Below are 14,545 nucleotides of genomic sequence, written 5' to 3' on the forward strand. Positions count from 1 at the left end.
AAGGAGTTATATGCAGAACGATTGGTATAAAGATGCAATCTTTTACGAATTGCATGTACGAGCTTTTCAAGATAGTAATGGCGATGGTAATGGCGATTTTCGCGGCCTAATTTCGCGCTTGGATTATTTGCAAAGTTTAGGGGTCGATTGTTTATGGTTGTTGCCGTTCTATCCATCGCCTGGCAAAGATGATGGTTATGACGTAGCTGATTATTGTAATGTGCATCCTAGTTATGGCACAATGGAAGATGTAGTTACTTTTTTCGAAGCAGCCCATTCCCGTGGTTTACGAGTGATGATTGACCTTGTGGTTAATCATACTTCGGATCAACATCCATGGTTCCAAGCTTCGCGCCAACCTGATTCTCCGTATCGTGATTATTATGTTTGGAGCGATAACAATCAACTCTATCGCGATGCGCGGATTATTTTCACCGATACTGAACGCTCAAACTGGGCGTGGGATGATCTCTCAGAATCATATTATTGGCATCGTTTCTTTAGCCATCAGCCCGATTTGAATTATGAAAATCCTGCTGTACTCGAAGAAATGTTTAATATTATGCGTTTTTGGCTTGATCGTGGAGTTGATGGTTTCCGTGTCGATGCAGTGCCCTACTTGATCGAACGTGATGGCACAAACTGCGAAAATTTGCCCGAAACTCATGCAGTTTTGCGCAAGATGCGTGAATTCGTTGATGAACATTATCCAAATTGTGTGTTATTGGCTGAAGCAAACCAATGGCCTGATGATGTGCGTCATTATTTTGGCGATGATGATGAATTTCATATGGCGTTTAATTTTCCGGTTATGCCACGTATGTTTATGGCATTGCGCAAGGAAGATAGCACGCCAATTATCGATATTGTGCGCCAAACGCCAAAAATTCCCGATAATTGCCAATGGGCAACATTTTTACGTAATCACGATGAATTAACCCTCGAAATGGTTACTGATGAAGAACGTGATTATATGTATCGTGAATATGCAGCCGATCCGCGCATGAAAATCAATATCGGCATTCGTCGTCGTTTAGCACCCTTGATGGATAATGCTCGACGACGGATGGAATTAATGAATAGCATGTTATTGAGTTTGCCTGGCTCACCAATTATTTATTATGGCGATGAAATTGGGATGGGCGATAATATTTATCTTGGCGACCGTAATGGCGTACGAACGCCAATGCAGTGGAATGGCGACCGTAATGCGGGCTTTTCAGCTGCCGATTTTGCCCGTTTGTATAGCCCAGTAATTATCGATCCAGTTTATGGCTACCAAGCGATCAACGTCGAAGCCCAAGAGCGCGTCCAATCGTCGCTGCTGAATTGGATGAAGCGACTGATTCGGGTGCGTAAGCGCTATTCGGTCTTTGGCCGTGGCGATATTCGCATTCTTGAAACTCAAAATCGCAAGGTTTTGGCCTATTTGCGCAGCTATTCCGACCAAATTGTGCTGATTGTCAACAATCTTTCGCGCTTTATTCAGCCAGTTGAGCTTGATTTAGCTGAATTTGCGGGCATGCGCTTGGTCGAATTGATTGGCGAAACGCCATTTCCAGCGGTTGCCGAGACTCCCTATTTTCTCTCGTTAGCGCCACATGGCTTTATGTGGTTTCGCTTAGAAGGAGCGCGCCTTGCTCTCGACGACGCTTAAGCAATGCCTACAACCAATTATCGCCGTCGAGCGACTGGGATTGATCACCGATATTGATGGCACGATCAGCCGCATTGCGCCAACGCCTGATGGTGCGACGGTTGATCCGTTATGCCGCGCCGCTTTGAGCCAGTTATCGGAGCATTTGCCCTTAGTGGCGGCGGTTTCCGGTCGGGCGGCCCGCGACGTGCAGCGCATGTTGCAATTGCCAGCCATGCGCTACATTGGTAATCATGGCTTGGAAGTTTGGGGCCAAGATGGCGGTGTGCTGGTGCCTGCCGCCCAACCGTTTAGCGCTGCTGTGCGCGAGTTCGTAGTGGCAATGGAGCGCTACGAGCTGCCAGAAGGGGTTGTGCTCGAATCCAAGGGCATCACCGCAACCTTGCACTATCGTTTGGCCACCGATCAAGTTGCTGCTGAGGCTTGGTTGCGCAAAGTGTTGGGCGAATTAGCTTCCGCCCACAATTTGATCATTACCGAAGGCTTGATGATTTTCGAGGTTCGGCCACCAGTCAGTTGGCATAAAGGCAGCGCGGTCGGCTGGCTGATCGACGAGCAAAAACTTGATGCGGCAATTTTCTTCGGCGATGATCTGACCGATGTTGATGGCTTTCGGGCGATTGCAGCGGCCCGCGAACGTGGCTGCCAAGCTGTGGCGATTGGCGTAATCAATCCAGAATCGCATCCATCGGTGGCCGAAACTGCCGATATTTGTATCGATGGCGTTGGTTCGACCGCCGAAGTGCTGCAATGGATTCTTGAGCAGCGGCTGGTTCAGGTTCAAGCAACAAACAACTAGCACTTGCCAGATTCGCAATTCAGGTAGCTCCAATCTACACTTGTTTAAGAACAGGTTGCAGATTGGAGCTTTTGTAATTAAAATGCAGGTGGTACAAAATAATCATTATCATCGTTTGAGCGTGGTTTATCTAATTCTGTGCGATATAAACGCAAATGTGGCCGAATCAATCGAATAATATATTGATTAAAACAGAATATAAATAACATTATTAGCACAAATTGAATAATTGGCGTTAATAATAGTGAAAAAGGAATATTAAATGAAATCAATGCTCATAGTGCCATATAGCTCGCAAATATCGCTAGAAAACCCAACCATAAGCGGGGATTATAACGATGAGCTTTAATTGCCCGATAGCGCAAATCAAGCTGTTTATGTTTATCAAGTCCTTGCAATTCTGGAACTGAATTATACGACCAATAAATTTTCCTTATTCTTCCTGTTAATAGAGCTTAGATTAATTAAGCATGGGGCCCGAAATAATCATGATCATTTTGAGCAGTAGCCTGCTCAAGCTCACGACGATAGCGGGCTAAAGTTGGCCGAATTGCAGCAATAATAATGGCATTACTGATTAAGCCGATAATTCCACCAGTGATTGCGCCCACTAACATTCCCATCCAAAGGCTATCGAGCTTTGGAAAAAGTAATATTGCAGTAATGATCCCCACATAGAGCACAGCATAGCCAAGCCCTTTTATTTTTACGATTTGCTTTTAGGGCTTGTTTCCAGAGCAGGCGTTTTTGAGGCTTGGGGTAGCCTTAAGCTCTGGTATTCAGTTGAGCGAAAGATAGATTTTCATTGCTTCTCTCCTGATTTAGTGCGTTTATTATATCCAAGGCCATGGTACGAAGCAATCAGCAGGTGGTTGCAATTTCTATATTGATTTTTTTCAATCTTTATGCTACGCTAATCGCCAGCCATTGCACATGGGTTTGCAACTTAAAGTGCAGGCTATTTTCAGCAATCGCTTATCGAAAAAATTCAATCCATCATTTTGGGTGGATTTTTGTTTCGCTTGGATATTGAAAATTTTCAATCTAGCGTTATTCGGGAGGTTTTGGATGGATTTTGACCATTTACCAGTGGCCGTGATTGGGTCGGGGCCTGTTGGCTTGGCAGCGGCAGCACATTTGGTGGCGCGCAATCAAACGCCGCTGCTTTTCGAGGCTGGCCCACGGGTGGCTGATTCGGTGCAAACTTGGGGCCATGTGCGCTTATTTTCGTCTTGGCAATTTAATCTTGATCCGCTGGCTGAACAGCTTTTGACTGCCACAGGTTGGCAAGCACCCGATTTAAGCCACTTTCCAACTGGAGCTGAATTGGTGCGCGATTATTTAGCGCCATTGGCTCAGTTGCCCCAAATTGAACCGCAGATTCGGCTCAATAGCAAGGTTGTGGCAATTACGCGCTTGGGTTTGGATAAATTGAAAAATGCAGGGCGGGCAACTACGCCATTTGTGCTAACAATTGAAACTGCTGGCGAAACCAGCCAAGTCTATGCCAAAGCAGTGATTGATGCCTCGGGAACCTATCGCAGCCCAAATCCCTTGGGTGCTGCAGGTGTGCCGGCCTTGGGCGAAGCGAATGCAGCTGCCCAAATTTACTATGGCATTCCCGATATTTTGAGCAGCGAGCAGGCGCGCTATGCTAATCGTTCGGTGGCGGTGGTCGGCAGTGGCCATTCGGCCTTTAATGCGCTGCTCGATTTGGCTAGCCTCGCTGAACAAGCGCCGGCAACAACGATTACTTGGATTATGCGGCGCGAACAGCTTGATGCTGGCTTGTATGGCGGCGGAGCAAACGATCAGTTGGTCCAGCGCGGGGTTTTAGGTGCTCAGGTTGAGCAACTGCTGGCGAGTGGTCGCTTTAGGGTGGTTACTGGTTTTCGCATTGATGCAATTAGCCAAATTGATCAACAACTGTGCTTGCATGCAGGCGCACAGCAACTGACTGGCTTTGATCAAGTAATTGCCACAACTGGCTTCCGCCCCGATTTGGCTATGCTCAGCGAAGTACGTTTGGAGCTTGATTCAGCAGTCGAAAGCCCACGGGTTTTGGCTCCCTTGATTGATCCAAATGAGCATAGTTGTGGCACGGTGCGCCCTCATGGCGCTGAAGAATTACGCCATCCTGAGCCAAATTTCTACATTGTGGGCATGAAAAGCTATGGTCGTGCACCAACATTTTTGATGCGCACAGGCTATGAGCAAGTGCGCTCGGTTGTTGCAGCAATTGTTGGCGATTGGCAAGCTGCTCGCGACGTGCAGTTGGTCTTGCCTGAAACGGGAGTTTGTAAAACCCAATTTGGTGGCGAGGCCTGTTGTGGCACAACCCCAACTCGCAGCGAGATTCTGTTGCAGTTGTAGAATGGCTGCTTATCAAGCAATTGTAAAAAGGATTTGGTTATGCGGCAAAGCCCATTTTATGGCTGGTGGATTGTGAGCACGCTAGGATTTACCGAAATGACTTCGTGGGGCGTGATTTACTACGCATTTAGCGTGCTTTTGGCTCCGATGCAGCAGGATTTGGGTTGGCCGCAGGCCCATTTTACTGGCGGATTTTCGTTAGCGCTGTTTATTTCGGGGATTGTTGCGTTGCCAATTGGGCGCTGGCTTGATCAGCACGGCGCACGTGGTTTGATGACGCTTGGCTCATGTTTGGCAACGGTTTTGGTTGTGGCATGGGCCAATGTCCAAACGCTCTTGGCTTGGTATCTGATTTGGGCTGGCTTGGGAGTGGCGATGGCGGCAATTTTATATGAGCCAGCATTTGCCGTCGTCGCAACATGGTTTCAGCGCAAACGCCAACATGCGCTCACCATTTTGACGGTTGGTGGTGGTTTGGCGAGCGTTGTGTATGTGCCCTTAATCACGCGTTTGCTCAGCACAATGGCTTGGCGCGAAGTCTTGCTTTGGCTGGCTGGTGGCTTGGCGATCCTCACGATTCCGCTTCATGGCTTGGTGCTGCGGGCCAAACCTGCCGACTTGGGCTTGTTGCCCGATGGTGCGCCGCTGCGAGTGGCCGCCACTACATCTACGCCGCCGATTCAACCATCGATGTCGTTGAACAAGGCTGTACGATCTGGCGCATTTTGGTGGTTAGCGTTGGCATTTGGCCTGACCACGATGGCAACATTTACGCTTGGCGTGCATTTAATCTCGGCGATTAAAGCCCAAGGCTATGCGCCAGAAATTCAGGCTTTGGCTGTTGCAATCTTGGGTGGGTCGCAAATTCCCAGCCGGATTTTGATTGGCAGCGTGGGGCGGCGTTTGCCTCAAGCGCAATTAGCGTGGATGTTGTGTTTGGTGCAAAGCTTGGCTTTTGCAATCTTCTTATCTGTGCCAAGCGTTGCGGGCTTAATGCTCTTTGCCTGCTTGTTTGGCGCTGGTTCTGGGGCGTTGACTCCAACTCGTGCAGCCTTGGTGGCCGATGTGTTTGGCAGCGCCCAATATGCCAGCATCAGCGGAGCTTTAGCGTTGCTGACGACAACTGCGCGGGCGTTGGCCCCGGTTTTGGCCAGCTTGTTGGTGGCGCTATTGCATAGTTATCAACCACTTTTTGGCTTATTGTTGCTGATGTGTCTAATCAGCGCAGCAGCAATTTACTTCATTCGAGGTGCAAGCAATGCATAATCAAACGATTGTAATTGGCGCGGGCCAAGCTGGTCTCGCTGCTGGCTATTGGCTGCAACGAGCCAAGGTGCCGTTTCAAATTCTCGAGGCCCAGCCAAGGGTTGGCGGCTCATGGCCAGCCTATTATGCGAGTTTGAAGCTCTTTTCGCCTGCTCGGTTTTCAAGCTTGCCGGGCCTCGATTTTTCTGCGCCTGCTGATAGTTATCCCGACCGCGATGCTGTAGTTGCCTATTTGCGGCACTACGCTGAGCATTTTAAATTGCCAATTCAAACTAATACATCAATTCGCACTATCGAACGCCAGCAAGCTGGTTTTCGCCTGCTTACCAATGATGGGCGGGTTTTTCAAGCTGGTCAGATTATTGCGGCAACTGGAGTATTTTCGCGGCCTTTGATGCCTCAATTACCCGATCAAGGTTTATTTCAAGGCCAGATTTTGCATAGTGCTAGCTATCGCACGCCACATGATTTTGCTGGCAAACGGGTGATTGTGGTTGGTGCTGGCAATTCGGCCATTCAAATTGCGCTTGAGCTTGCTGAGGTTGCCAACGTAACTCTTGCCACCCGCCAGCCAATTCGTTTTCAAGCCCAAACGATTGCCGGACGCGATCTGCATTGGTGGTGGTGGCTGACGGGCTTTGATCGCTTGGCACTCGATAGCCGTTTGGGTCGCTGGATTCAGCAACGCACTCAGGGAATTGTCCTCGATACTGGTCTGCATAGCAGAAAAATTAATCAAAATCAACCGCAGCGCCGAGCCATGTTCGAGCGTTTTACTGAAACTGGGATTGTTTGGGCCGCTGAGCAGCCCGAGCCAGTTGATGTCGTGTTATTTGCAACTGGCTATCGGCCAGCTTTAGGCTATCTGCAAAACCTCGATGCCTTGGATGAGGCTGGCTTGCCATTGCACAAGGCTGGAGTTAGCACCATGGTTGATAATCTGTATTATGTTGGCTTGGAGCAACAATATAATTTCGCGTCGGCAACCTTGCGGGGCGTTGGCGCTGATGCAGCCCGAGTTGTGCGCCAGATTCAAGCACACGCACATCAACCAACTCGTTGTTGTCGTTGGGCGGTGTGGCAATGAACCAGCTCGATTTGAATCAGCTTTGGTTGAATTTAGCCGAGCCACTCCGTCGATTTCTCGTCGCACGTTTGGCTGATCCGACTGCGGTCGAAGATTTGTTGCAAGATATTTTTCTGGCTGCCTATCTCAAGCGCGAGCAACTCCACGACCCTGAGCGTAGTCGGGCTTGGTTGTGGCAAATTGCCCGTCGCAAACTCATCGATCGCTATCGTAGCCGTCGCGAAACCAGCGAGCTTGATGAAAATTTGGCGGCTGAACCGCAACAAACACCGCCAATTTTAGCTGGCTTTGAGCAGTGTGTGCAGAATATGTTGGCCCGTTTGCCGGCCCAAGATCGCTTGGTTTTGCAACGTACAGCCTTTGAAGGTATCAGTCAACAGGCCTTGAGCCTCGAATTGGGCTTGTCATTTTCGGGAACAAAATCTCGCGTTCAACGCGCGCGCCAGAAATTACGTCTGCTGTTCGATCAATGTTGTGCGATTGAGCGCGATGCTGATGGTCATGTGTTGGATTGTTATCCACAGCCGCAATCAATTCAACTCGTTTAATGTGCGTCCTTTTGCCAATTGACCGTCTTTAATAGTACAACGCATGTGAATGATTCAAAGCGCATGCTACAACACTATTTACAGGAGGCTACTCATGGCAACGAACGAACCCACCCAATCGAACAACGACGACTGCTGCTCAGCAGAAGAACAAGCAACCTGCTGCTCAGACGATTGCTGCGATTGTTGCTAACTTTTTATTGACATAACATAAAAAGCCTTGACAACACTATGTTGTCAAGGCTTTTTACTATTTAAACGATTGCTTAGGGGTTGGTTGGGGGTGGGTTTGCTTGTTGATAATAGGTGGTGATGGTTGTGCCAGTTGCCGCGCCACCAAGCGGAATTTGATGATCAAGGCTGACAAATTTACCATTGCGATCAGCCCATAATACTGGCTTGAGTAACGCATATTTGGCCTCATCCCATGTGGCCCAATCGTAGCCCAAAAGGCCACCAGTATCGCCAGAGTTGGGGTTGAGCACCCAAAACGTATGGTGCAAATAGTGCTCTTTGATCAAATCGCGCAGCGCTTTCATCCATTGTTCGTTTGCGCCGCCATCCAAAAAGCCACCCCATTCGCCAATAAATAAGGGTGCGATATTCTCTTCATGAATAAAGAACCAATTGGGTTGCCAAACATCGTTGTAAAGTGTTTCTTTGCTAAAACCAGGGTAGAACCATGATTGATTGAATACCAATGGGCCATAATCATGCGGCGAATAGACCAATTGATCTTGGTTGGCTCCGAGATTGACAGGATAATCGCGCACGCCGCGTAAATTACCGCCCCACCAGGTGAAATAGTAATCATTTTTATTATTTGAGTTGTAATTGGCTCCTGCTTTGGGGTAAACCTCGTTGCCCTCGCACAACACCAACACATTGGGATTGATAGCCAGAATGCGCTTGCTGGCAGTTTCGCAGACATATTTCCAATTATTGATGTCGCTCGAATTATCCCATTTGGCAAATTGGCCGCTACTTTGATTATCGTGAGCAGTGCCGTGTGGCTCGTTCTTAATATCCATTGCGATAACCGTATCATCGTTTTTGTAACGATCGGTAATCCATTCCCAAGCCTGATAAAACTGCTCGCTGGTGATCGAGCCTTTGTACCACAATGGAGCATAATGACCAGCGTTATCAGCCTCGGCACTGTGCACATCGATCATTACTTTGATGCCAAATTGCTTTGAAAGCAGCACAAAACGATCGAAAATTTGCAACGAAGTCAAGCCTTCTAACTCAGGGTTGGCATAGGTGTTGACATTGGGCGTTTTGAAAATCCCAGCCTTCCACTCCAAAATTAATTCGGTTGAGATTGGCACGCGAATAATATTCAAGCCACGCTGGGCGATGCTTTGTAGCATTGTGGTGAGATTTGCCGACCACAACCCATGAAAAACTCGTTCAGTTGCGTTAAATCCAAACCAATTAACTCCGGTAAGCCAAACAGGGCGACCTGCACTATCGACAATTTGATTGCCGTTGGTATGCAACCAATCGTCGCTGTTGCTATTACCAATTGGCGTGCTGGTGGCCGTGGCAATGCTGGTTGGAATTGCCGTATTGGTTGGTCGTGGCGTACTAGTGGCCGTTGCAAGCGTGGTTGGAATCGCCGTATTCGTTGGTTTTGGCGTGCCAGTTAATGTGGGAATTGTGGTATTTGGTGGAGTTGTTGGCGTGCTGGTTGCTGGCCGAGTGGTTGGAGCAAGAGTGCTGGTTGTAGTTGGATTGGGCTGATCATCGCCACAATTAACTCCATTGAGCTTAAATGCCGTTGGCAATGCATTAGTACCACTATAACTCGCTTGAAAGCCAAAGCTAGCGGTACCATTGCTTGGCAAACTAGCGGCCCATGCTGGATTTGCCACGCTCACACTAGGCCCAGTTTGGTTGAGCGTACCATTCCAGAGATTCGTAATTGTCTGATTGCCAGCAAAACCCCAGCTTAGTTGCCAATTATTGAGACCGATTCCAAGATTCTTAACGCTTACATTGGCGTTAAAGCCAGTCTCCCATTGATTCGAAATCGTATACGTGACCTCACAAACTGCGGCTGCGGCGGTGGGCTTGGTGTTTGCAGGTTGCCCAGCTAGAACCAGCGCTAAGAGGCCGCTAAGCATGGCCAGCTTAGTGCGAAACGAACGGTGTTTCTGTGACATACGTTGTCCCTTCGTGCTGAATTGATGTTAGTTGATGCGATTGCGCGTCTGCTTGCTCATTATTGAGACCGATTCCTCAGGGTTCGCAAGAACCTCATGCATAATTCTAAAAATACATTAATAGTTTTGATTTGTGAAGCCCTATTTTGGGCAATTGAGCCATAAAAAGCATATCACCTCTTGGGGTTATAAACCCCCGTTTGGGGTGATAACGGTTAAGCAAGAGGTGGTACTAGCCCATCCCCTGTATTACCATGGTAATTCAAGCATATAGGACTAAAGATTACCGAAATCTGAATTGGCATGGTATAGGATGTAGCTGCATTTTCTGCCGATCGTCGATCAAAGTTGATCAACAACAAGCTTGTGATGGATATGCTAGCATCCATGATTTGATGCAGTGTCTTGTGGTCTATGTGATTGATATTTGTAGCTTTGAAGTCTGAGTGTTCCAGTTATTGTGCTGCATTACCTAATCGGTACGATTGATTTTTATCGAATGCAGCGATTAACCACTGTGATGCAGCTGGTAGCCCAAATTACTTAGCACTTCAGCATTTTTGAACGCGACATGTAGCCATTTCAGAGGAGCAATCGTATGAATTTCTTCCGGTCTCAGCGCAATTATGGGCGGCTTTTACTCGCCTTAATCGTCGTTCTTAATCTTGGTATGGCACGCTCTGCGGCAGCTGCTGGAGAGACTCCTTACGCGAATGCAGTTGATTCAAGCTCTAGTGGTTTGATGCTTAATCCTACTAATGCTGTTGGCGCACCCAATGGTACACTTGCAACGGTTATTGGTGCGCTTGGCTTAAATCTGACCCTTGATATGGGTTTAAACGAAGAAGGTACTGGCGACCTTGTGGTCTATTATGCTGGGCTCGGCGTACAAGTCACGCCAAATGTTCAGTTCCTCAATAGTAGCCGCCAAGTAATATCCTCGGCTCCATTAAATCTGATTGGTTTATCACTTGGTTCGATTTATTCAACCACTGTAACCTATGCAAATAAACCTACTCCATACCGCTATGTCCGCTTTACCTCACTGTTAACTGCATATCAAATTGATGCAGTTGCAGCGAAATCATTTCGCCCCGATAGCGATAACGATGGGGTGAATGATAGTGATGAAATTACTAACGGCACTAACCCCCTCGATCCTGATAGTGACGACGATGGTTTGAATGATGGCCAAGAAATCGTCAATGGGACTAACCCGAATAACCCCGATACTGATGGTGATGGTATGCCCGATGGTTGGGAAGTCAACTATACGCTCAATCCAAACGATGCAACTGGCGCGAATGGCGCAGCTGGCGACCCTGATAGCGATGGCTCGACCAACTTGCAAGAATATCAAAAATCGACTAACCCCAAAAATGCTGATACTGATGGCGATGGCTTGAATGACGGCGCTGAAACAACCGCTGGCACCAATCCGAACAATCCCGATAGTGATGCTGATGGCTTGCCCGATGGTTGGGAAGTGACCTACACATTGAATCCATTGAGTTCAACCGGCGCAAATGGCGCAGCGGGTGACCCTGACGCTGATGGTTCAACCAACCTGCAAGAATATCAACGAGGCACCAATCCCAAAAATGCTGATACTGATGGCGATGGGTTAAACGATGGTGCTGAAGCAGCGCTTGGCACGAATCCGAATAATACCGATAGTGATGTTGATGGCTTACCCGATGGCTGGGAAGTTACCAACAGCCTCAATCCATTGAATGCAAGCGGCAACCAAGGTGGCTCAGGCGACCCTGACGCTGATGGCTCAACCAACTTGCAAGAATATCAAAATAGCACGAATCCCAATGACAACGATAGCGACAATGATAGCTTGACGGATGGCCAGGAAGCAGCCTTGGGCACGAATCCCAATAATCCTGATAGTGATGCTGATGGCTTGCCCGATGGTTGGGAAGTTGCAAACAGCCTCAATCCATTAAGCAATACTGGCGCAAATGGTGCAGCAGGCGACCCTGATGCTGATAGCTCAAGCAACTTGCAAGAATATCAAAATGGCACGAACCCCAATGATAATGATAGCGACAACGACGGCTTGACCGATGGCGCTGAAGCCAGCGCTGGCACGAACCCGAATAATGCTGATAGCGATGGCGATACCTTGCCCGATGGCTGGGAAGTCAACCATGGCTTGAATCCATTGAACAGCACCGGGAACAACGGCGCAATCGGCGACCCCGATAATGATGGTTCGAATAATGCAGCAGAATATGCAGCTGGCACCCATCCTAACGATAATGACAGCGACAATGATGGCTTGGCTGATGGCGCTGAAGTTGCGTTGGGAACCAACCCGAATAACCCTGATAGTGATGGCGATGGCTTGCCCGATGGCTGGGAAGTTACCAATAGCCTGAATCCTTTGAATCCAACTGGCAACCAGGGTGCAGCAGGCGACCCCGATACCGATGGCTCATCGAACTTGCAAGAATATCAAAATGGGACGAACCCAAATGATAACGACAGCGATAACGATGGCTTGACTGACGGCGAAGAAGCCACTTTGGGCACGAATCCGAACAACGCTGATAGTGACGGCGATGGTTTGCCCGATGGCTGGGAAAATGATAATGGACTTGATCCATTGAGCGGCGCTGGCGATGATGGCGCAGCAGGCGATCCGGATGCTGATGGCTCGAATAACCTACAAGAATATCAAAATGGCACGGATCCAAATGATAATGACAGCGATAACGATGGCTTGAATGACGGCGCTGAAGCTGTTGCTGGCACCAATCCAAACGATAGCGACAGTGATGATGATGGTTTGCCCGATGGCTGGGAATTGAACAATGGCTTGAATCCATTGAATCCCAATGATGCTGCTGGCGACCCTGATAACGATGGCTTGGATAATGGCGATGAATTTGCCAACGATACCAATCCACAGGTTGCTGATAGCGACAGCGATGGCTTAAACGATGGTGATGAGGTCGCAGCTGGCACAAATCCAAATGACAGTGACACTGACAACGATAGTTTGCCTGATGGCTGGGAAACCGATAATGGGCTCGATCCATTGAGTGGTACTGGTGATGATGGTGCTGCTGGCGATCCTGATGCTGATGGCTCGAATAACCTGCAAGAATATCAAAATGGCACGAATCCAAATGATAATGATAGCGACAACGATGGCTTGACCGACGGTGAAGAATCGAGCCTGGGTACCAACCCAAATAATGCTGATAGCGATGGCGATGGCTTGCCTGATGGATGGGAAGTTGATAATAGCCTGAATCCATTGAGCAACATGGGCGATGATGGTGCAGCTGGCGACCCAGATGCTGATGATTCGAGCAACTTGCAAGAATATCAAAATGGCACGAATCCCAATGACAATGACAGTGATGATGATGGCTTGAATGATGGCGCTGAAGCTGTTGCAGGCACGAATCCAAACGATGATGACAGCGATAACGACAGCTTGCCTGATGGCTGGGAAGTCAACAACAACCTTGATCCATTGAGCGGGATTGGTGATGATGGTGCAGCTGGTGACCCAGATGCTGATGATTCGAGCAACTTGCAAGAATATCAAAATGGTACGAATCCCAATGACAACGATAGTGACAACGATGGCTTGAATGATGGCGCTGAAGCTGTCGCAGGCACCAATCCAAACGATAGTGACAGCGATAACGATAGTTTGCCCGATGGCTGGGAAGTTGATAATGGGCTTGATCCATTGAGCGGAGTTGGTGATGATGGTGCAGCTGGTGACCCAGATGCTGATGATTTGACCAACGCCGACGAATATAGTAATACTACTAATCCAAACGATAGCGATAGTGATAATGATAGCTTGCCCGATGGCTGGGAAGTAAGCTATGGACTTGATCCATTGAGTGCTACTGGTGATGATGGGGCAGCTGGCAATCCTGATAACGACAGCTACAATAATGTAACTGAATTTGCCAACGGTACCAGTCCAATAGTCTTTGATGCACCTGCGGCAACTAATACGCCAGTGCCAACGGCGACCGAAGTCCCAACGGCAACCAGCGTTGTGCCAACCGCAACTGAGGTTCCAACGGCAACCAGTGTTCCGACCGCAACGGCGACTGAGGTTCCAACAGCGACCGCGACTGAGGTTCCAACGGCAACCAGTGTTCCGACCGCAACGGCGACTGAGGTTCCAACAGCGACCGCGACTGAGGTTCCAACGGCAACCAGTGTTCCGACCGCAACGGCAACCGACGTGCCAACGGCGACCAGTGTTCCGACCGCGACGGCGACTGACGTGCCAACGGCGACCAGTATCCCGACCGCAACGGCAACCGACGTGCCAACGGCGACCGCGACTGAGGTACCAACGGCGACCAGTGTCCCGACCGCGACGGCGACTGACGTGCCAACGGCAACCAGTGTTCCGACCGCGACGGCAACCGACGTGCCAACGGCAACCAGTGTTCCGACCGCGACGGCAACCGACGTGCCAACGGCGACCGCGACTGAGGTTCCAACGGCAACCAGTGTCCCGACCGCAACGGCGACCGAGGTACCAACGGCAACGAGTGTACCGACTGCAACGGCGACTGAGGTACCAACGGCAACGAGTGTACCGACTGCAACGGCGACTGAGGTACCAACGGCAACGAGTGTACCGACTGCAAC

At 49.1% G+C, this 14,545-nt stretch carries 8 protein-coding genes and 1 pseudogene; 7 read left to right on the forward strand and 2 right to left on the reverse strand.

The features are described 5' to 3' along the window. The first annotated feature begins 10 nt into the window (after positions 1 to 10). Together treS and otsB are read left to right on the forward strand one after the other, a co-directional pair. Positions 11 to 1,657 carry a maltose alpha-D-glucosyltransferase gene (gene treS, locus ACFMKP_RS04960; RefSeq protein ID WP_382289609.1) on the forward strand — a complete coding sequence of 549 codons (1,647 nt, stop codon included), beginning with the start codon at positions 11 to 13 and terminating at the stop codon, positions 1,655 to 1,657. Next, entirely contained in the window at positions 1,638 to 2,456 is an 819-nt protein-coding gene (otsB, locus tag ACFMKP_RS04965) for a trehalose-phosphatase (protein WP_382289611.1), read from the forward strand. Before treS ends, otsB begins: the two co-directional genes overlap by 20 nt. Positions 2,457 to 2,920: 464 nt before the next feature. Here otsB and ACFMKP_RS04970 read toward each other — a convergent pair whose 3' ends face one another. Continuing rightward, complete coding sequence (locus tag ACFMKP_RS04970; protein WP_382289613.1) at positions 2,921 to 3,079, reverse strand: hypothetical protein; 159 nt, start codon at positions 3,077 to 3,079, stop codon at positions 2,921 to 2,923. A 445-nt stretch (positions 3,080 to 3,524) separates the two neighbouring features. Between ACFMKP_RS04970 and ACFMKP_RS04975 the strand changes: the two genes are divergently transcribed. From ACFMKP_RS04975 to ACFMKP_RS04990, 4 genes are read left to right on the forward strand one after another with little or no spacing between them, the layout of a single operon-like run. After that, on the forward strand, positions 3,525 to 4,829 hold the full coding sequence (locus tag ACFMKP_RS04975; protein WP_382289615.1) for an NAD(P)-binding domain-containing protein: 1,305 nt from the start codon (positions 3,525 to 3,527) through the stop codon (positions 4,827 to 4,829). 39 nt (positions 4,830 to 4,868) lie between these two features. Further along, positions 4,869 to 6,095, forward strand: coding sequence for an MFS transporter (locus ACFMKP_RS04980; protein WP_382289617.1), 1,227 nt, complete (start codon positions 4,869 to 4,871; stop codon positions 6,093 to 6,095). Continuing rightward, the gene (locus ACFMKP_RS04985; protein ID WP_382289619.1) at positions 6,088 to 7,182 is read left to right on the forward strand and encodes a flavin-containing monooxygenase; all 1,095 of its coding nucleotides are present in this window, start codon (positions 6,088 to 6,090) and stop codon (positions 7,180 to 7,182) included. Before ACFMKP_RS04980 ends, ACFMKP_RS04985 begins: the two co-directional genes overlap by 8 nt. Further along, the gene (locus ACFMKP_RS04990) at positions 7,179 to 7,730 is read left to right on the forward strand and encodes a sigma-70 family RNA polymerase sigma factor (RefSeq protein ID WP_382289621.1); all 552 of its coding nucleotides are present in this window, start codon (positions 7,179 to 7,181) and stop codon (positions 7,728 to 7,730) included. Before ACFMKP_RS04985 ends, ACFMKP_RS04990 begins: the two co-directional genes overlap by 4 nt. 266 nt (positions 7,731 to 7,996) lie before the next feature. On the opposite strand, the gene ACFMKP_RS04995 is transcribed toward ACFMKP_RS04990, so the two are convergent. Beyond that, positions 7,997 to 9,898, reverse strand: a complete 1,902-nt coding sequence (locus ACFMKP_RS04995; protein ID WP_382289623.1) for a cellulase family glycosylhydrolase — start codon at positions 9,896 to 9,898, stop codon at positions 7,997 to 7,999. A gap of 598 nt (positions 9,899 to 10,496) precedes the next feature. Here ACFMKP_RS04995 and ACFMKP_RS05000 point away from each other — a divergent pair. Further along, positions 10,497 to 14,545, forward strand: a pseudogene (locus ACFMKP_RS05000) (hypothetical protein); the annotation flags it as partial.

Origin of the sequence: Herpetosiphon sp. NSE202 (assembly GCF_042688385.1) — a bacterium.
GTDB lineage: Bacteria > Chloroflexota > Chloroflexia > Chloroflexales > Herpetosiphonaceae > Herpetosiphon.

What these genes read in the sequence shown, in the direction of transcription:
- treS (WP_382289609.1), top strand. Translation starts at nt 11, where the DNA reads ATGCAGAACGATTGGTATAAAGATGCAATCTTTTACGAATTGCATGTA.
- ACFMKP_RS04970 (WP_382289613.1), bottom strand. Translation starts at nt 3,079, where the DNA reads ATGGGAATGTTAGTGGGCGCAATCACTGGTGGAATTATCGGCTTAATC.
- ACFMKP_RS04975 (WP_382289615.1), top strand. Translation starts at nt 3,525, where the DNA reads ATGGATTTTGACCATTTACCAGTGGCCGTGATTGGGTCGGGGCCTGTT.
- ACFMKP_RS04980 (WP_382289617.1), top strand. Translation starts at nt 4,869, where the DNA reads ATGCGGCAAAGCCCATTTTATGGCTGGTGGATTGTGAGCACGCTAGGA.
- ACFMKP_RS04985 (WP_382289619.1), top strand. Translation starts at nt 6,088, where the DNA reads ATGCATAATCAAACGATTGTAATTGGCGCGGGCCAAGCTGGTCTCGCT.
- ACFMKP_RS04990 (WP_382289621.1), top strand. Translation starts at nt 7,179, where the DNA reads ATGAACCAGCTCGATTTGAATCAGCTTTGGTTGAATTTAGCCGAGCCA.
- ACFMKP_RS04995 (WP_382289623.1), bottom strand. Translation starts at nt 9,898, where the DNA reads ATGTCACAGAAACACCGTTCGTTTCGCACTAAGCTGGCCATGCTTAGC.